The sequence below is a fragment of the Streptosporangium becharense genome, from assembly GCF_014204985.1.
Classification (GTDB): Bacteria; Actinomycetota; Actinomycetes; order Streptosporangiales; family Streptosporangiaceae; genus Streptosporangium; species Streptosporangium becharense.
In genome coordinates this window covers 82,745-99,844 of sequence record NZ_JACHMP010000001.1, presented here as the reverse complement: position 1 = coordinate 99,844, position 17,100 = coordinate 82,745, and the positions used below count along the sequence as shown (strand labels likewise).

At 68.8% G+C, this 17,100-nt stretch carries 19 protein-coding genes and 3 pseudogenes; 16 read left to right on the top strand and 6 right to left on the bottom strand.

Annotation, left to right across the window (positions count from 1 at the left end):
* Positions 1-562: 562 nt before the first annotated feature.
* Both F4562_RS00490 and F4562_RS00485 read left to right on the top strand, forming a co-directional pair.
* On the top strand, positions 563-859 hold the full coding sequence (locus F4562_RS00490) for a hypothetical protein (protein WP_184548963.1): 297 nt from the start codon (positions 563-565) through the stop codon (positions 857-859).
* 719 nt (positions 860-1,578) lie between these two features.
* The gene (locus tag F4562_RS00485; protein ID WP_311734317.1) at positions 1,579-2,658 is read left to right on the top strand and encodes a coiled-coil domain-containing protein; all 1,080 of its coding nucleotides are present in this window, start codon (positions 1,579-1,581) and stop codon (positions 2,656-2,658) included.
* Between the two features lie 44 nt (positions 2,659-2,702).
* Here F4562_RS00485 and F4562_RS00480 read toward each other — a convergent pair whose 3' ends face one another.
* Complete coding sequence (locus F4562_RS00480) at positions 2,703-3,443, bottom strand: helix-turn-helix transcriptional regulator (protein WP_184548959.1); 741 nt, start codon at positions 3,441-3,443, stop codon at positions 2,703-2,705.
* 69 nt (positions 3,444-3,512) lie between these two features.
* On the opposite strand from F4562_RS00480, the gene F4562_RS00475 reads away from it, so the two are divergent.
* Both F4562_RS00475 and F4562_RS00470 read left to right on the top strand, forming a co-directional pair.
* Positions 3,513-4,658, top strand: coding sequence for a YhaZ family DNA alkylation repair protein (locus F4562_RS00475; protein WP_184548957.1), 1,146 nt, complete (start codon positions 3,513-3,515; stop codon positions 4,656-4,658).
* A gap of 58 nt (positions 4,659-4,716) precedes the next feature.
* Complete coding sequence (locus tag F4562_RS00470) at positions 4,717-5,733, top strand: hypothetical protein (protein ID WP_184548955.1); 1,017 nt, start codon at positions 4,717-4,719, stop codon at positions 5,731-5,733.
* Between the two features lie 230 nt (positions 5,734-5,963).
* On the opposite strand, the gene F4562_RS00465 is transcribed toward F4562_RS00470, so the two are convergent.
* Complete coding sequence (locus F4562_RS00465) at positions 5,964-6,278, bottom strand: putative quinol monooxygenase (RefSeq protein WP_184548953.1); 315 nt, start codon at positions 6,276-6,278, stop codon at positions 5,964-5,966.
* 123 nt (positions 6,279-6,401) lie between these two features.
* Here F4562_RS00465 and F4562_RS00460 point away from each other — a divergent pair, with 123 nt between their 5' ends.
* The 7 genes and pseudogenes from F4562_RS00460 to crcB (F4562_RS00435) all read left to right on the top strand — a co-directional run bounded on the left by F4562_RS00460 (position 6,402) and on the right by crcB (F4562_RS00435) (position 9,838).
* Positions 6,402-7,076 carry a TetR/AcrR family transcriptional regulator gene (locus F4562_RS00460; RefSeq protein ID WP_184548950.1) on the top strand — a complete coding sequence of 225 codons (675 nt, stop codon included), beginning with the start codon at positions 6,402-6,404 and terminating at the stop codon, positions 7,074-7,076.
* 238 nt (positions 7,077-7,314) lie between these two features.
* Complete coding sequence (locus tag F4562_RS00455) at positions 7,315-7,707, top strand: GntR family transcriptional regulator (protein ID WP_184549000.1); 393 nt, start codon at positions 7,315-7,317, stop codon at positions 7,705-7,707.
* A gap of 49 nt (positions 7,708-7,756) precedes the next feature.
* A pseudogene (locus F4562_RS36575) lies at positions 7,757-7,915 on the top strand (ATP-binding cassette domain-containing protein); the annotation flags it as partial.
* A 203-nt stretch (positions 7,916-8,118) separates the two neighbouring features.
* A complete protein-coding gene (locus F4562_RS34400) occupies positions 8,119-8,427 on the top strand; it encodes an ATP-binding cassette domain-containing protein (protein ID WP_246473314.1) in 309 nt (102 codons plus the stop codon).
* A 196-nt stretch (positions 8,428-8,623) separates the two neighbouring features.
* Entirely contained in the window at positions 8,624-9,106 is a 483-nt protein-coding gene (gene crcB / locus F4562_RS00445; protein WP_311734315.1) for a fluoride efflux transporter CrcB, read from the top strand.
* Positions 9,103-9,450 carry a DUF190 domain-containing protein gene (locus F4562_RS00440; protein ID WP_184548946.1) on the top strand — a complete coding sequence of 116 codons (348 nt, stop codon included), beginning with the start codon at positions 9,103-9,105 and terminating at the stop codon, positions 9,448-9,450. Before crcB (F4562_RS00445) ends, F4562_RS00440 begins: the two co-directional genes overlap by 4 nt.
* 13 nt (positions 9,451-9,463) lie before the next feature.
* Positions 9,464-9,838 carry a fluoride efflux transporter CrcB gene (gene crcB, locus F4562_RS00435; protein WP_184548944.1) on the top strand — a complete coding sequence of 125 codons (375 nt, stop codon included), beginning with the start codon at positions 9,464-9,466 and terminating at the stop codon, positions 9,836-9,838.
* Positions 9,839-10,221: 383 nt separating this feature from the next.
* Here the strand turns inward: crcB (F4562_RS00435) and F4562_RS00430 are convergent, their stop codons facing one another.
* Positions 10,222-10,413, bottom strand: coding sequence for a hypothetical protein (locus F4562_RS00430; protein WP_184548935.1), 192 nt, complete (start codon positions 10,411-10,413; stop codon positions 10,222-10,224).
* A gap of 335 nt (positions 10,414-10,748) precedes the next feature.
* Between F4562_RS00430 and F4562_RS00425 the strand changes: the two genes are divergently transcribed.
* A complete protein-coding gene (locus F4562_RS00425) occupies positions 10,749-12,200 on the top strand; it encodes an IS4 family transposase (RefSeq protein ID WP_221522785.1) in 1,452 nt (483 codons plus the stop codon).
* Here F4562_RS00425 and F4562_RS00420 read toward each other — a convergent pair.
* Positions 12,161-13,404 (bottom strand): IS3 family transposase gene (locus tag F4562_RS00420; RefSeq protein WP_246473313.1). Its coding sequence is split into 2 segments (ribosomal slippage): positions 12,161-13,122 and positions 13,122-13,404, totalling 1,245 coding nucleotides; the frame shifts between segments, so codons are not numbered across the junction. The two genes, F4562_RS00425 and F4562_RS00420, sit on opposite strands and share 40 nt — an antisense overlap.
* Here F4562_RS00420 and F4562_RS00415 point away from each other — a divergent pair.
* Positions 13,403-13,645 carry a type IV toxin-antitoxin system AbiEi family antitoxin domain-containing protein gene (locus F4562_RS00415; protein WP_184854752.1) on the top strand — a complete coding sequence of 81 codons (243 nt, stop codon included), beginning with the start codon at positions 13,403-13,405 and terminating at the stop codon, positions 13,643-13,645. The genes F4562_RS00420 and F4562_RS00415 overlap by 2 nt on opposite strands.
* 117 nt (positions 13,646-13,762) lie before the next feature.
* Positions 13,763-13,969, top strand: a pseudogene (locus F4562_RS00410) (integrase core domain-containing protein); the annotation flags it as partial.
* 206 nt (positions 13,970-14,175) lie between these two features.
* Here F4562_RS00410 and F4562_RS00405 read toward each other — a convergent pair.
* Together F4562_RS00405 and F4562_RS00400 are read right to left on the bottom strand one after the other, a co-directional pair.
* Entirely contained in the window at positions 14,176-15,402 is a 1,227-nt protein-coding gene (locus F4562_RS00405; protein ID WP_184548355.1) for an MFS transporter, read from the bottom strand.
* 29 nt (positions 15,403-15,431) lie between these two features.
* A pseudogene (locus F4562_RS00400) lies at positions 15,432-16,593 on the bottom strand (PEP-utilizing enzyme); the annotation flags it as partial.
* On the opposite strand from F4562_RS00400, the gene F4562_RS34005 reads away from it, so the two are divergent.
* Both F4562_RS34005 and F4562_RS34000 read left to right on the top strand, forming a co-directional pair.
* A complete protein-coding gene (locus F4562_RS34005; protein WP_221207909.1) occupies positions 16,495-16,722 on the top strand; it encodes a cation:proton antiporter in 228 nt (75 codons plus the stop codon). The pseudogene F4562_RS00400 and the gene F4562_RS34005 overlap by 99 nt on opposite strands.
* 114 nt (positions 16,723-16,836) lie before the next feature.
* The gene (locus F4562_RS34000) at positions 16,837-17,040 is read left to right on the top strand and encodes a hypothetical protein (RefSeq protein WP_221207910.1); all 204 of its coding nucleotides are present in this window, start codon (positions 16,837-16,839) and stop codon (positions 17,038-17,040) included.
* Positions 17,041-17,100 lie beyond the last annotated feature (60 nt).

The window sequence follows — 17,100 nt, the reverse complement described above, 5'->3', positions numbered from 1 at the left end:
CAACCCTCACGACGAAAGCCCGCCGTCCAGCGCTGACCGCCCAGAGCACCGATCAGCCCGCGTTCCGGTGCGGCTCCGGCGGTTACAGGGAGTTACTTGCCGCTTGGCCGTGGCTTCGCGAGCACTGGGCCTGGAAGATCTGCAGCAGGCGCTGAAAGGGGCCGAACTCCGCGCCCGAGCCGCCGGACAACGCGCAGCCACCGCCCAGCAGACGATCAGTCATCTCCGCACCCCTCGGCCGCCTCCGCAGAGCGCATCGACTGAGGGCTCAAGCGATACCGCACCTCGCGAGAACTTCTCTGAGCGTCCCTGAGACGCTCACCCCCTTCCGCCACCGCGGCCATCGATGCCGGAAAACGCCTCTCCCGGCAGTGTGTCTCGCCCCGGCGTAAAAGCGCAGGTAGCGAGCCTAGGCGGACGGGAAGATCACTCATCCGGGCCGGGAGCCCTCCATCGTCGAGGGAGGCGTCACTGACGTCCCGATGACGATTCCCCCTGACAGCAGGTGACGAACTCCCAGGTCAGAGTGTCTTTCTCCTCATCACGCCTTCCCGGAAACGTCATGTGCTGTCAGCTATGCCGGCTGTCCCTGGCCGACACCGCGGCGCGCGAGGAGACCCTGGCCACCCGCACCGACCTCGAACGGGTGCGCCAACGCCACGACCAGCAGACCCGGCGCCTACCCGCCCGACTGATCCAGGCCCGGACACCGCACGAGGCCGACCAGGATCCGCTAGCCGGACTGCACGGCCGGCAAGAGGACCTCAACGCCGGTCACGCCGCCCCGCACGCCAAGACACACGACTTCCGATGGGCAGCCCCTGCGCAGGGCGCCCATCGTCGTTTCCCCCGCTGGTGACCACCATCGCACGGCGGACGGACATCACGCAGTGCCCCCTCTCGAAGGGGCATACGGTCCGTGTCGGGTGTTCTTGATCCGTACTGACGGCGGCGGGCACCTCCCGCTGACATCTCATGGCAAAACGCCAGGTCATCGGCTCGATGGGTATCGTCAGCAGGTGGCATCAGTGCCACCACGTGTCAGTGGAGCGAAGGTCTCCTCCGTACAGATCTCGCTGCCGAAACGCAGCAGGACCACGAGGTCATCGCTTACGGGCGCAGGCGGCAGACGGATGACAGGAGGCAGGCTGCGACGCGGCTTCCGCTCCGAACATGGCGTTCACCTGCGGAAATAGCCTCTGGGTGCCGCGAGGGCGCCCCTTCGACGTGGCCTATGCAAAGGACCTTGCTGACACCTTGTGGCACTCCCACTGACACCAGGTGGCATTACCCCAGGACAACTTCGCGGCAATCCGCAGCAACATGCACCTCTGCTGTCACTCCGTCTCGGAGTGTAACTTGCGGGAATTTCCATTCCCGGTACTTACTTCAGACGGAGGGAGACGCAACAGATCTTATTTTCTGATTTTTATTTTCTAGAAAATCAGAGCTGCTAGGCTGGTGGGTGTGAAAGAGTCAGGAGCGGTTACGCCGTGTAAACACTGCGGGACGCCGATCGAGCAGCGGCACGGCAGGGGGAGACCGAAGGAGTACTGCCCGCAAAGCGACTGCCAGGCCGTGGCGAAACGTGAGCGGGAGATGCGGCGGGCGACGCCGGGGCTGGAAGGGGCGTTGGCCCGCGCCGAGGAGTTCTACGAGCGCATGGAGAAGGGGATGGCCGCGGTCATCGCGCCGCTGGCGCAGGTGCTGGCCGAGGAGGTGAGCCCGGCGGGGGTGGAGGCCAAGATCAGCGCGGCGCAGGCTGAGGCGCACACGCGCGTGGCGATCGCCCGTACCGAACGAGAGCAGGCATTCGAGCAGGTACGCCTGGCACGTGAGGCGGCCGAGCACGCCCATCGTGAGCGTGAGGCGATGGCGCGTCAGGTCGAGGAGGCCCACACGGAGCGGGACACCGCGCTGGCCGACGCGGAAACCGCCCGGGAACAGGCGCTGGCCGCGTTGCACGAGGCGGCCAGCACCGAGCGGCGGGCCAGGCACGCCGAGCATGAGGCGACCCTGCGCGCGCAACGGGCCGAGGCCGCCAGGGACGCCGCGATCCGGGAGATGGCCGAACGGGTCGAGGCTGCCGAGGCACAGGCGCACCACGACCGGGAACGGGCCGCGCACGAACAGCGGCGGGCCGAACAGGCGCAGGCCGAACGCGACCGGGCGACGGAGGCGGCCGAGGCGGCCGCCGCCGCCAGGACGGAAGCCGAACGGGCCGTCGTCGCGGCGGTGGCACGCGCGGAGGCGGCCGAGGCGGAACGGGACCGCGCGCTCGCCCGCGCCGACGGTGAGGCGGCGGCCCGCTCGGCGGCGTTGGCCGAGGCTGCGGAGGCACGGGCGAGCGCGTCGCGCGCGGAGAAACAGGCGGCCGAGGTGGAGAAGCGTACGGCCCGCCACCTGGCGGCGGCCGAGGAGCGCGCCGCAGGGAAGATCGCCGAAGCACAGGAACGTGCGGCGGGCAAAGTGACCGAAGCCCTGGCCGAGCGGGACGAGGCGCGCATGCAGCTGGCCATGGAACGCGTACGCCTGTCCGACCTGCGCGAACAGCTGGACGCGCTGCGCGCCGAGGCCGACCTGCTGCGCGAGCGCGCCGTCACCGCCGAGCTGCGCGTACGGGCCACCGGGCCGGAGGCCGGGGGAGCGGCGGGATGATCACCCCGGGGCCCGGGGTGTAGGACCGCGTCGCCTCCGTACGGCTACATGGACCGCGCCTCGGACTCGCCGGCGGTGAGGAAGTGGTGTGCCGGTCGAAGGCGGAACCCGATATCGAGCACGGTGATCTGTTGGATGCGATCGATCCGGAAGAACCGGACGCCGTCGCGGAGGCGGTCCCACGCCAGCGCATACCAGACGGGGACGTTGTGGTACAGGAACTGGGCCTCGATTTCACGGTCGGTCGTGACGCCCGACTGATCTTGGTATCTGAGGGACGCGACGCGTTGGTACATGAACGCGGTGAGAAGAGCTCTGGTCACCGCCGCTTCGGGTGGGCGGTAGCCCGCGAGGACGGCAGCCGACGCCGCCTGCCCGACGAGGACGCGGTTACGGAGCGCTTTGATGCGGCGGGTCTGCGCGGGCGCGAAGGCATTGCCGACCTTCCGCATGATGGATCTCAGGTCGCCGAGCAGCAAGGGGGATCCGATCTTCTCGGCGATGTTGAGACTCAGCAGCAGCCCGAGTGCCTCCGACTCGTTGAGGTGGACCCGGCCGAGCGACCAGCCTCGCTCCAGTCGTGTGCCACCTCCGCGTCCCCGGTCGCCCTCGATCGGCATACCTGAGTGGCGCAGCGTGGCCAGGTCGCGCTGCACGGTTCGCAGGCTCACGCCGAGCTCGTCGGCGAGCTCGGCTGCGGTGGTGATGTCACGGTCGGCCAGCAGCGCCTTGAGCGCGTCGAGCCGCTGCGCTCTGCCGCGATCGGACCCTCCAGCCTCACTCATCCGCCAAATATGACAACCACTGTCGTATTTAGCAATACCGTCCCGGGAGTGGGAAACGAAAGGAGCACCATGCGCATCGCAGTAGCACCCGTGCAGAGGTCTCTGAAGGATCAGCTGTTCAACGTGGACAAGGTCGCCATGGTCGCGACCCGGCTCCAACGAGTCCAGGCGTCGTTCCGGCGTGAGGATTTCATCGACGAGGTCATGGACCGGCTCGGGGACCTCGAGCTGAAGCAGCGCATCAGGTGGATCTCCGAAGTCCTCGAGAGGCATCTGCCCGGTGACTATCGACCCGCGGTCGGCGCTCTCCTGAGGTCGCTCCCGGCACCGTGCGACCCGACGCTGTCTGATGGCGACTTCGGTGACTTCATCTACGCGGCGTACTCCGATTTCGTCGCACGACGCGGTTGCACCGACACCGACCTCGCCTACTCCCTGGACGCGCTGAAGCAGATCACCACTCGGTTCTCCGCCGAAGACGCCATCCGGACCTTCATCAACGCCTACCCCGGCCACACCATGGACACCCTGATCGGCTGGACGCGTGACGAGCATTATCACGTCCGCCGGCTCTGCAGCGAGGGAACCCGGCCGCGGTTGCCGTGGGCCCGCAGGCTCTCGGTCCCGGCGTCGGCCGCGATCCCGATCCTCGACAACCTCTTCGATGATCGCACCCGCTTTGTGACCCGCTCTGTCGCCAACCATCTCAACGACATTGCGAAGTCCGACCCGGACCTGGTCGTGGAGACGTTGCGCAGGTGGCGGACCACCGGCCGGCAGGAGCCCCGCGAGATGAACTACATCGTCCGCCACGCCACGCGCACGCTGGTCAAAGCCGGACACCGAGACACCCTGGACCTTCTCGGCGTCGATCCCGATCGACGCGTCACCGTCACCGACGTCATGATCCCACCCACGGTCCACCTCGGCGCGGTCCTCGACATCTCGATCACCGTGCATGCCGTCGAGACATCGGAGGCGATCGTCGACTACGTGGTTCATTTCGCCGGCCCCTCGGGCCGTCCCGGTGGGCGTAAGGTCTACAAGCTCAGGAGGCTCACCGTGTCGGCGGGGAACCCGGTCACCCTCGTCAAGACTCACCCACTCCGCGCAGGGATGAGCACGCGCACAATTCACCCCGGCGAGCACGCGATCGAGGTCCTTGTCAACGGCACGCCACGTGCGAGGCGAAGCTTCCAGGTCGTACAGCCCTGACCTCGTGCGGACGGAGCGCGTTTGCGGCCACGGCCCCGAGGCGCGCCACAATGAGGTGATGAGCGGTCCATCAGGGCAGGGCACGGATCAGCCGGCCGAGGCGCACGACCCATGGCTCGGCCGGGTCCTGCGCGAGGGTGCCACGCCCCGGTTGCTGACCGCGCTCGCCGAACGGCTGTCGCCGACCGACCTGCAGACGCTGCTGCTGGAGGTCTACCGGCGCCGCGCCGCCGCAGTGACACCGGGCCGCCTGCTACGGGCCTACGAGGACAACCGGTTCACCGCGCCGTCGCCGCTGGACGCCGGTGAGCTGACGCGCCTGAACGCACTCGTCCACGACCGGCTGGCCCGGCACGCCTTCACCGCTCTGGCGCTGTCGCCGCTGTGCCCGCTGGGCACCAACTCGGCCGTGGCGACCGTGGACCAGAACAAGGTGGTCACCACCGTCCGCAACACCGAGGCCGTCGCCGACGCCACCAACGTCCTGGCCCTGGAGTGCGCGGTGCGCCGCCGGCAGCTGCTGCGAGCCGACCCTCGCTCGCGAGCAAGGGTCCGGCTCGCGGCGACCCACCGGGTGGTGCGCGCCCAGGTGTTCGCCGGGCCGGGCATGACGGCGCACTTCGCGCTGCTGGGACTGTGCACCGCGGGCCGCGCCGAGAGCTCGTTCATCTTCGAGACCGCGGCCCTCACCGAACAGATCGGCGTCCACCTCGACATTCTGGACAGTGCCCGCACCCTCGGCTACCGGGTCAGGTCGGTGCGCGTGTCCGTCACCGACCTGACCGCCGGACGGCATCGCCGGACCCTGCGCGAGAGCGTCCTGGATCCGCTCACGCAGGCGTACCCCGCCACCGCGTTCGTCTTCGACGACGAGCGCGGGGCCGGACGCGGCTACTACAGCGGTGCCTGTTTCGAGATCCGCGCGACCACCCCCGCCGGAGACGACCTCAACCTCGGAGACGGGGGCTTCACCACGTGGAGCGCCGACCTCCTCAGCGACGCCAGGGAACGCCTGCTCATCAGCGGCCTCGGCCTCGAACGTCTCTGCGAGCGGTTCCGCGGGCACCCCCGGTGACCGGCGGCCGCGGTCGCGCTCTCACGGCCGCGGCGGGCGATGAGCCGGTCGATCGCGCTCTTGGAACGGGCGGGGGTCTGGTTGTCGGGTGCGGCCGGCGACGATCGCGAGCTCACCGCGGCCGAGATCAACTCTCCGCTCCCGAGCGTGTCCCTGACCGCCGGCGGCGTGGCGCGAGGCGATGTGACCGCCCGCCGTGAACCATGTTCGCGGTGGGCGGCTTGGCCTGCTCAGGAAGGGGCGGCGGGCAGGGCGGAGTACGGGTGGACCGGAATCCGCATCGGGGGCTCGGCCAGGAGGCCGATGATCTCGTCTCGGAGTTCGTCGGCCAGAGGGCTGTTCTCGTAGGCATCTTTGGCCTCCTCGGACCTGAACACCTCGACGTTCCAAAGCACGTCCGGATCTTCGTCTTCGCGAGCGATGACGAACCGGTCGGAGGCCCCCGACTTCTCCATGCCGACGGTGGCCAGTTCGAACAGCCTGTCACCCTGTCCGGGCTTGGCACGCATCTTGATGATGTACGCGGGCTGGTGCTTGAGTGTCATGCCGTCTCCAATCTCTGCCGTTTACGCCGTTCGGTGAGGACCCGCCCGGCCTTCACATCTCGGCTGGAACGTTGTTCCATGAACCAGGATGGAACATCGTTCCATCCGTGTCAAAATGGACGTATGACGACACAGAAGCCGCGGACAGGGCGGCGCGGGGACGCGCTGTCGAAGGAACGCATCGTTCGTGCCGCGGTCGAGACCCTCGATGCGGGCGGGGAGGACGCGCTGACCTTCCGAGTGCTCGCGAATCGCCTGTCGACCGGGCCTGGAGCGATCTACAACCACGTCGCCAACAAGAACGAGCTCCTGCGCGCCGCCACCGACGAGGTCATCGCTCACGTGACGACCGGCGCGGTCACCGGTCCCGAGCCTGGCGAAGCGATCCGCGCCATCATGCTCGGCGTGTTCGATGCGATCCACGCCCACCCGTGGGTCGGTGCGCAGCTCTCTCGCGAACCATGGCAAACGGCGATGCTACAGATCTTCGAGAGCGCGGGTCGTCAGCTCACAGCCCTCGGCGTCCCCGAACAAGCGCAGTTCGACGCCGCCTCCGCGCTCGTGAACTACGTTCTCGGCGTCGCGGGACAGTCCGCCGCAGGCGCCCGCGCCTTGCCAGGGGAGACCGACCGGTCCGCGTTCCTCGAAACCGTCGCCGCTCAGTGGACGACACAGTACGACGCCGCGGACTATCCGTTCGTGCATCAGGTCGCAGCCCAGCTGGCCGGGCACGACGACCGCAAGCAATTCCTCGCAGGCATCGACCTCATCCTCGCCGGAATCTCAACCCTCCGATAGGGGGTCCGTATGCTTGGTCGAAACTCGACGAACTCGCCCGTGACCCGCGGTCCTACCTAACCCGCAGTCAGCGAGCAGCTCAGCGGCCAGGCGTTCAAGGCAGGGCAGAAATCTGACCTGCGGCTCGCCCCTTTCCGTCCCCCAGCTCCGTCCCCCGGTTCGCGTGACGACCACGGATTGACAGCGGGCGGCCGGATCCAACACTCTTTCACTACATGAGTAGTGAAAGAGTGTTTCGCTGATCGAGTTCAACCTGGACCGCGGCTCGGGGGTATCGACGTACCTGCAGCTCGTTCACCAGGTCAAACAGGCGCTCCGGCTCGGTACGCTGCGGCCCGGCGACCGGTTGCCGACCGCCCGTGAGATGGTCGAGAGCCTGGCCATCAATCCCAACACCGTGCTCAAGGCGTACCGGGAACTGGAGCGCGAGGGGCTGGTCGAGGGGCGGCGAGGGATGGGCACGTTCGTCCGGCACGGCATCGCGGGGGCGACGCTCTCCGAGCACACGCGGCTGCGGCGCGGTCTGGAGGCGTGGGTGCGCGACGCCTTCGCGGCCGGACTCGATCAGGAGGACCTGCGGGCGCTGTTCACCGTGGTCCTGGCCGACGCCGCGAAGAAGGGCATGGCGTGAGTCCCGCGCTGGAGGCGACCGGGCTGGGGGCCGCTATCGCCGCACGTAGGTGTTGCGTGGCTGCTCGCTGGCGGTGCCTGCGGGCCGTGTGGCGGCGCTCGTCGGGCCCAACGGCGCGGGCAAGACCCCGCTCATGCACGCGGCCGTCGGCCTGCTGCGGCCCGCGCTGGGAAGCGTCCGCGTGGCCGGCGAGGCGGCGTTCGTGGCGCAGGACAAGCCGCTGTACGACGGCTTCACCGTCGCCGAGATGCTCACCTTCGGCCGCCGTATGAACACCCGCTGGGATGACGCCGCCGCCGACCGGCTCGCTCGGCTGGGCATCCCGCTGGAGCGGAAGGTGGGCGGCTGTCGGGCGGGCAGCGTGCGCAGGTGGTGGTCACGCTGGCGATGGCCTGCCGGCCCGACCTGCTCGTGCTGGACGAACCGCTGGCCAACCTCGATCCCCTCGCCCGCCACGACATGATGTGCTCGATCATGGCGGAGGTGGCCGGGCGGGATCTGACCGTGCTGCTGTCCTCGCACGTCGTCTCCGATCTGGAGGAGACATGCGACTGGCTGATCGTGTTGAACGGGGGTCGGCTGCAGGTCAGCGGCGACATCGAGGAGCTGCTCGACGGGCATCTCGTGCTCACCGGGCCGGATGAGGCGTCGACGGCGGGGGCGCGGGTGGTGAGCGCGAGCCGTACCGGCAGGCAGGTCAGCATGCTGGCTGAGCGTTAGGCTGGGTGGGAAGGTGCTCTCGCCGGCCGCGCAGGCGGCCCTGGGGTGTCTTGCGGCGGTGGGGCCCGCCGTACCCGAACCGTGGCGCTGGTGTGCCGCCAATGGTCCCTGCCCGTGACAGACCGCGCCCGCACAGCCGGGAGCCACGCCACGTGTGGGGAGGATCATGCGCCGGGATGAGGTGAGGCGCACGGCAGTGACCGAGCCCGTCGACCCCGATGTCGAACTCGCCGATGCGCGTCAGCGCCAGGAACTGCGCCGCTCGCACTACCGCGTGCTGGCCGTGATCGCCGCCGGAGGCGCGCTCGGCACGGGCGCCCGCTATGCGGCGGCGCTGGTGTGGCCGACCCCGGCCGGAGCGTTCCCGTGGACCACGCTGGGCGTCAACACACTGGGCTGCCTGGTGATCGGCGTGTTCCTGGTGACGCTGACCGAGGCCTGGGCCGCACCGGCCTGGCTGCGGCCGTTCTTCGCCACCGGCGTGCTCGGTGGGTTCACCACCTTTTCCACCTACTGCGTCGACATCGAGCGCCTGGTGTCGACCGGCCGGGCCGGCGCGGCGCTGAGCTATCTGGTGGCCACGGTCGTGGCCGCGCTGGCCGCGGTGACGGCCGGAGCATGGATCACCCGCCTGATCCTGGCCGCGGCAACGCGACGCAAGGCAAGGAGAACACGATGATCATGTCGGGGCGGGCGCTGCGGCTGACCGTTTTCCTCGATGACACCGACGTCTGGCATCACCGTCCGATGTTCACCGAGATCGTGCATCGCGCTCACGCCGCGGGCCTGGCCGGGGCGTCGGTCTTTCGCGGTGTGGAGGGCTTCGGCACCACCCAGATCGTGCACACCACCCGGTTGCTGTCAATGGCCGACGACCTGCCGGTCGCCGTGGTGATCATCGACACCGAGGAGCGGATCCGCGCTTTCCTGCCCCAACTGGAAGATCTGCTCATCGAAGGAGTCGCGGTGCTGGACCAGGTCGAGGTCATCCACCATCGCGGCCGGCAACAGGACGAGCAGTAAGGCGGCATAAAGGGTGAACTGGCTACTGGTACTCCTCGGTGGTGCGATCGGCGCCCCGTTGCGCTACCTGACCGACCGGGCGGTCCAAGCCCGCCACGACACGGTGTTCCCCTGGGGCACCTTCACCGTCAACGTGGTCGGCTCGCTGATCCTGGGCGCTCTGACCGGCGCCGTACTGTCCGGCGTGATCGGTCCGAACGTGCAACTGCTGGCCGGTGTCGGCTTCTGCGGGGCACTGACCACGTATTCGACGTTCTCCTACGAGACGCTGCGCCTGGCCGAGACCGGGGCACTCTTCCTCGCCGTGGCCAACGTCGTGGCCTCGGTGGTGGCCGGCCTGGGTGCGGTGTTCGTCGGCCTGGCCATCGCCCAGGCCGCCTTCGGATGACCTGATCCTCCCCGGTCACGGCGTATCCGGGCAACCTGTTCATCGGTCGCTGACTCGACCGCCAGCACATTCTCCGCAGATCGACGAAGCACCCCGCGAAGGTTCCAGCGGAACCTGTCGATTTGATCAAGGCAGTTGAGCTGAGCTGATTCTGTGTCGTCTTCTCTGTGGCGCCCCCTTCAACGGTGTCGGCGGGCTTTTGACCCACGCCGGGCCGGGCAGGTCGGGCGGAGTGGGGAAGCCGCCGTCGGCGACCGTTCGGGGTGCGCGGCGTGAGCGGCGGCCAGGACGGCGGCACGCCGGTCACGGATGGCGGCGCGGCCGTAGTACACATCCACCGGATGGTGATAGTCCACCCCCGGGTGGTAGTGCTCGTGGCTTTGTCAGGCGTAAAAGCCCTGGCAGAAGACGCGGGTGTCCTCAACGGAGCCGAAGACGGCCGGGAAGGCGGGACAGTGCTTCAGCGTCTTGAAGCTCGCCTTGAGGTGCGGGTTGTCGTTGGAGGTCTTGGGCCGGGAGTGGGACGTGGCCACGCCCAGGTCGATCAGCGACTCGGCGAGGGTCTTGGACGTCATCGAGCTACCGCGTCGGCGTGCAACGTGGGCGGTCCTGCGTCGTTGCCGTCCTTGCGCACGGTCTGACCGATGAGGTGCCGGGCCAGGCCGGCGGACTCGATCACCTGGCGGGTCTTGCCAAGCTCGGCGCGCAGCCGCTCGACCTCGGGCCCTCGCCCAAGGCCGGGTAGTTAGAGCCTGGAGCTGCGGCGCAAGAGCGTCTCACAGAGTGAACGGGGCGTGAACGAAGGAGCGGAGCTCCGGTAGAAGGGCTTTCGGCCAAGATCGCTCTTCGTGAGGAGACTCCGCTGTCCGCACAGTCTGCCATCACCCGTCGTGTCACGGTAGCCGAGGGCGTGTTCGCGCCCGGGCACCTCGGGGAGCTGACCGCGCTGATGCCGTTCGAGCTGGTCGACGCGGTGTTGGACGAGACCCGAACCGTGCAGCGCCGCCTGCGGGACCTGCCCTCACGGGTCGGCGTCTACTTCCTGCTGGCGATGTGCCTGTTCCCGGAGATCGGCTACCGGCTGGTCTGGCAGAAGCTGACGACGGGCCTGGCCGGGCTGGTGGTGGTGACACCGACCGCCAAAGCTCTGCGTGACCTGCGTCGGCGGGTCGGCAGCGTGTCGATGCGCCGATTGTTCGAGGTCGTGTCCGGGCCGTTGGCCGGGCGTCGAACACCAGGTGCGAGGTTCGGCGCCTATCGCCCGGTCTCCTTCGATGGCTGCAGCTCGCTGAAGGCCCCCGACACCGCCCGTAACCAGGCATGGCTAGGCTCGGTCGGGCACGGCGGTTACCCCCTGCTGGAGCTGATGACGCTGGTGGAGACCGGCACCCGCGCCGTGATCGGCGCGGTCTTCGGCCCGACCAGCGAGGGCGAGACGAGCTATGCCCGGCGGCTGTTGCACCTACTGACCCCGGACATGCTGGTGTTGTGGGACAAGGGCTTCGACAGCAACGACTTCCTGGCCGAGGTGAGGGCCACCGGCGCGCAGGTCCTGGGCCGGCTGCGCGGTAACCGGCGCACTCCCATCCTGCGCCGGCTTGGCGACGGCTCCTATCTGTCGGTGATCGGCGCTGTCCAGATGCGCATCATCGAGGCGCGCATCACCGTGACCTGCGCGGACGGAACCGTCTTTGTCGGCTCCTACCGGCTGGCCAGCAGCCTGGTCGACGCCGACCGCTACCCGGCCGCGGCCCTGGTCGACCTCTACCACCAGCGGTGGGAACACGAATCGGCCTACTACGCTCTCCGTCACACGATCATGAACGGCCGCGTCCTGCGCTCCGGCGACCGCCCTGGCCTGGAACAGGAGATGTGGGCCCTGCTCACGCTCTACCAACTGCTGCGCACGGTGATGGTGGACGCGGCCGAGTCCCGCCCCGGCACCGACCCCGACCGCTGCTCCTTCACCATCGCCTTCCAGACCGCCCGCGACCAAGTCCTCCAGGCCACCGGTGTGATCACCGACGGGACGGACCTGGTCGGCGCCATCGGCCACGCCACCTTGACCGCCCTGCTCCCACCGCGCCGCCCGCGCGTGAGCACCCGCAAGGTCAAGTCACCCATGTCCCGCTACAAAGAACGCCGCCCCGACGGCAGACCCGATCGCAGCCGCGCCGTCACCAGCCTCGATATCACCCTCCTCGATCCCCCGCCCACACTCCCCACCGCCTCCCGCGACGACCGGCACACCACCCCGAACAAGCGCCGCCACCACCGCGTCCTGACACTGATCCATGAACCGCCCCGACTTCGATGGAGACCTCAGGGGTTGATTCCAATGGTCTCGCTGGGCTGGTGCTGAGCGTAGTAGAGGGCTTCGTATTCCTCCGGTGGGACGTTGCCGATGGCCGAGTGCAGGCGGGTGGTGTTGAACCACTCGACCCATTCGGCGGTGGCCAGTTCCACCTCCGCCAGGGTGCGCCAGGGGCCGCGGGGTTTGATCAGCTCGGTCTTGTACAAGCCGATCTGCGACTCCATCAGCGCGTTGTCCAGCGCGTCCCCGACCGTCCCGATGGACGCGTCGATACCTGCGCCCATCAGATGGGCGGTGAAGCGGAAACCGGTGTACTGACTTCCCGCGTCCGAATGATGGATCAGGCGCGGCCCGACGGGACGCCCGGTACGGCCGCGCCGCCACAACGCCATGTCCAGGGCGTCCAGCACCAGCCCGGCACGCTTGGAGGTGGCTGCCGACCAGCCGACGATCGCGCGGGAGTAGACGTCGATGACGAAGGCGACGTAGACGATCCCGCACCAGGCATGAACGTAGGTGAAGTCGGCGACCCAGACCATGTTCGGGCGGGGCGCGGAAAAGTCCCGCTTGAGCAGGTCTGATGCCCGTTGGTGGCCGGGATCGGCTGTGGTGGTGCGGATCTTCTTTCCGCGGCGGGCCCCTGCCAGGCCCAGGGCACGCATCCGCCGCTCCACCGTGCACCGGGCCACCTGGTGGCCCTCACGCAGCAGGTGCCGCCACACCTTCCGGGCACCGTAGACGCCGTAGTTGGCGGCGTGAACCCGCCTGATGTGCCCGTCCAGCTCGGCATCGCGAACGGTGCGGGCCGAGGGCCGCCGGCTCTTGGCGGCGTAGTAGGTGCTGGGAGAGATCAACAGGCCATGCTCGGTCAGGACGCGGCAGATCGGCTCGACACCGAACACCTTGCGGTGTTCGTCGATGAAGGTCACGAGTGCGTGTGTGGCCGGTCGAGCTCGGCCGCGAAGAAAGCTGAAGCGGCTTTGAGGATCTCGTTGGCCCGGCGCAGCTCGGCGTTCTCCCGCCGCAGCCGCTTGAGCTCGGCCGATTCATCGCTGGTGGTACCCGGTCGCTGTCCTTCGTCGATCTGGGCCTGACGGATCCACTTGCGCAGCGTTTCGGCGGTGCCGATGCCGAGTTTGGCTGCGACTGCGTTGATCGCGGCCCACTCGGTCGGGTAGTCCGGGCGGACCTGCGCGACCATCCGCACCGCGCGCTTACGCAGCTCCGCCGGATAGGGGGACTTGGCTGCCATGACTCGATCCTCTCAAGAGAACAAGTCTCCATCGAAGCCGGAGCGGTTCATCCACGAACATCCCGACCGGCTCTGGCACCCCCGCGACATCGCCCTCCACCTCGGCGACATCACCCTGAACACGATGTACCGGCAGCTGTCTCGCTGGGCCGAACGCGGCCTCATCCGCAAGATCGGCCACGGCATCTACACCGCGACCACGGCTTCCCCCGGCCCCTTGCCAGCAGGCCAGAAACCCTAACTACCCGACCTCGGGCCCTCGCCCTGAAGCGTGGACGCCTTGAGTACCGGATGCTGGAGATCCGGAGACAAGGAGTTCCACATGGCGATGACGTCCTGCCCGCCGGAGTGCAAGGCGGACGCCGCCGCGGAGGCCCGCAACGCCACCCTCAAACGCGCGACGCTGCAAGGCGCCAAGCGCTGGTCCTCGGCGCATGAGGCCCGCCCGGCCGTCTTCAAGTGGATCACCCGCTACACCACCCGCAGTAGACACTCAGCCCTCGGCTACCTCAGCCCGATCGACTACGAGCAGCAGACCATCGATAGGGCACTGCTCGCCGCATGACAACCGGTGCCACACCTCGGGATGAACGCCCGCACCTGGTCCGGGCCGTCGTAGGTCAGGAAGTCGTGGCCACGGCGCAGCGCCGTGGCCGCGACGGCAATGGAGGCATCCTCCACGAGGAGATCGAAGTCGCTGGTGAACACCCCGGTCAGGCGCGGAGTCGCGGTGTCGTCGACCAGATCGAGCGTTCACCCCCACCGAACATCTCAGTCGTCGTGGGTGATGAGCATGAGTTGCCGCCACAGCAGTACCACGAACACCGCGGAACCAGCGAAGGCGAACCAGAAGGGCGCTGCGACACCGAGGCGGGTGGCCAGGACACCGCCGATCAACGAGCCGACCACCAGACCGGCGTAGACGCAGACGGTGTTGACACTGCCCACTCGACCCTGCAGTTCGCGCGGGACCGCGCGCTGGCGGACGGTGACCGAGGTCGTGCCCCATATGAAGGCGTGCGCGCCGAAGACCAGGAAGATGCCCCCGGCGATCCACGGCGAATGGGTCAGGGCCAAGCCCAGATGGGTGAAGGTTTCGATGATGAGTCCGATCCGCATCAGGACGCCGAGGCTCACCCTGCGGGTGATGGCCCCGTACAGGCCGGTGCCGATCAATCCGCCGATCCCGCCGATGGTGGTCATCAGGCCGAAGCCCAGGGCGCCGAGCCCGAGCTGTTCCTGGGTGTAGAGGACGAGAACCGACCAGGCCGCGCCGAACGTGAAGTTGAAGATCAGGACTGTGAGCGCCAGCGTGCGGACCGCCGCGTGCTGGATGGTCCAGCTGAACCCAGCGATCAATTCCCGTACGGTGTTAGGCATGAGATCGTCGGCCTGTCGGCCGTCCGGCGGCAACGTGATCCGGGAGACCAGGACGATCCCCGCCACCACCAGGAGCAGCTGGCCCGCGAACGGCCAGGTCAAGCCGAGGCCGAACAGTGCCGCGCCGATCGGCGGCCCGGCGAGCTGATTGAGCGTGATGAACCCCGTACCCAAGCGGGCGTTGGCGATAACGAGATCGTCCTTGCTGACCATCATGGGAGTCAGCGTGGCCGTCGCGTTGTCGGCGAAGACCTCGGCGATGGACCGGAGCGTGAGCGCCACCAGCGCCGTCGCCACGGTCACGGTGCCGGTCACCATGAGCGCGACAAGCGCCGCCAGCACCACGACCCGCATCGCGTTCGCGACGAGCACGATCCTGCGCCGGTCATACCGATCCGACAGCACGCCCGCATACAGGCTGAACAACAGCGGAGGCGCCCAGCCCACCAGGGCCGACAGTGAAATCATCAGCGGGTCACCAGTCAACGTCGCGATCAGCAGTGGGCCCGCCGCGGCCGCGACCCCATCACCGAGATTCGTCAGCCAGCTCGAGGCCAGCAACCACCGGAATCCTGTCCCCAGCCGGGCAGGCAGGAATCGCTCCATCACTGTGATCACGAGCGCAGCACCATACGTTTTGAGAGCATCTACGGCAACGCGTTTTCGCGTCTACGCGCTATGCGGTGCTGGGCTGTTCGTGGTCGTGGTCGTGGATCGCCCCCGTGACAGGCGGAGCCGTCAGCCGTCCTCCTCCAGGCGTACCGTGCCCGCGCTCCCGTCGATCGTGATCAGCTGCCCGGTCCTGATCCTGTGGGTGGCGTCGCGGACGCAGATGACGGCGGGGATACCGTATTCACGGGCGACGGTGGGGCCGTGCGCCACCGGTGATCCGGTCTCGGTGACCAGCCCCGCCGTCGTCAGGAACAACGGGGTCCAGCCGGGATCGGTCGTGGGGGCCACGAGGATCTCGCCCGGTTCGATGTACGCGTCGGCCGGGTCGCGGATCACCCGTGCCCTGCCGGTGGCTCGGCCGGCGGCACCCGCCATCCCCTTCAGCACCCCGTCCTCCACGGGCCCCTGCGGGGCGAGCGCCTCCACATCGGTCCCGTCCGACAGCAGGGCTCCCGGGACGGCGGGTCGCCGCAGCTCCCGCTCGTACGCCGCGCGGCGCGCCGCCACCAGACCCCGCTGGTCGGCTTTGTGGTGCACGGCGGCCTGGGCCTCGGACAGGTCGAGGAACATGATGTCGTCGGCGCGCTCCAGCAGGCTGCGAGCGGCCAGGTCGCTTCCTACGAGCAGGAGCTGGCGGCGCGCCGCCTGCAGCGCCGACAGCCAGGCGAACTTCCCGATCTCCCTGAGCCCGGTGAGCTCACGCGAGCGGCGCATCAGGAACGTCGCCAGCCGGCCGCGTACCGGTCTGCTGCGCCGTGACCGTTGCGCCAGCGTCTCGATCATTCTTTCGGCTCTCTCGGCGGCCTGGGCGAACCGCCGGTCGGGCGCCTGCTCGGGGTCGTCCACGCGCAGGTAGTTGGCGATCGTGGCGAACAGGGGAGCCGGGGCCTCCTCCCAGCGAGGCATGCCGACGTCGATCTCGGCGGCCGCGCGCATGCCGTAGGCGTCGAGGAAGCCGGCCATGCCGATGTCGGGAAGGTCCCCCGCGCGGTACCGGTCGGCGAGCTGCTCCGGCGGGGTGGTGAGGAACAGGTCACGATGGTCCCGCGCGCGCACCGCGACCCTCCAGAGCGCGAGGTCCATCTCCGTGGTCACGTTGTACGGCATCCCGCCGAGGACGGCGTCTCCGCGGCGATCGGCGCCTTCCTCGTCGGGCTCGCGCTCACCGGCGAGATCGCCGACCGGGCCCGCGCCGTCCTGACCCCGCTGCGGGATCTGTTCGCCGCGGCGTTCTTCCTGGCCATCGGCCTGTCCGTCAGCCTGTAGGAACTCCTGCCGCTGCTACCGGCCGCCTTCGCGCTGGCCGCGGTCACCGCCGTCACGAAACTGGTCACCGGTCGCTACGCCGCCTCCCGCGACGGTGTGGGAAGGCGCGGCCGGTTGCGGGCCGGGACCGCGCTCATCGCCCGTGGCGAGTTCTCCATCGTCATCATCGGCCTGCTCGGTGCCCAGTACGACAAGCTCGGCCCCCTGGTGGCCGCCTACGTCTTCGTCCTGGCCGTCGCCGGGCCCCTCATCACACGGCTCACCGGTGCCCGGCCCTCCCGCGCGCCTCTTCGGGAAAGGGCCGACGCCACCGGTTAGCGCGACCACTGCCGAACACGAGCCGAGCACCGCGGTCGCGATGACCGGACCGGCGACGGC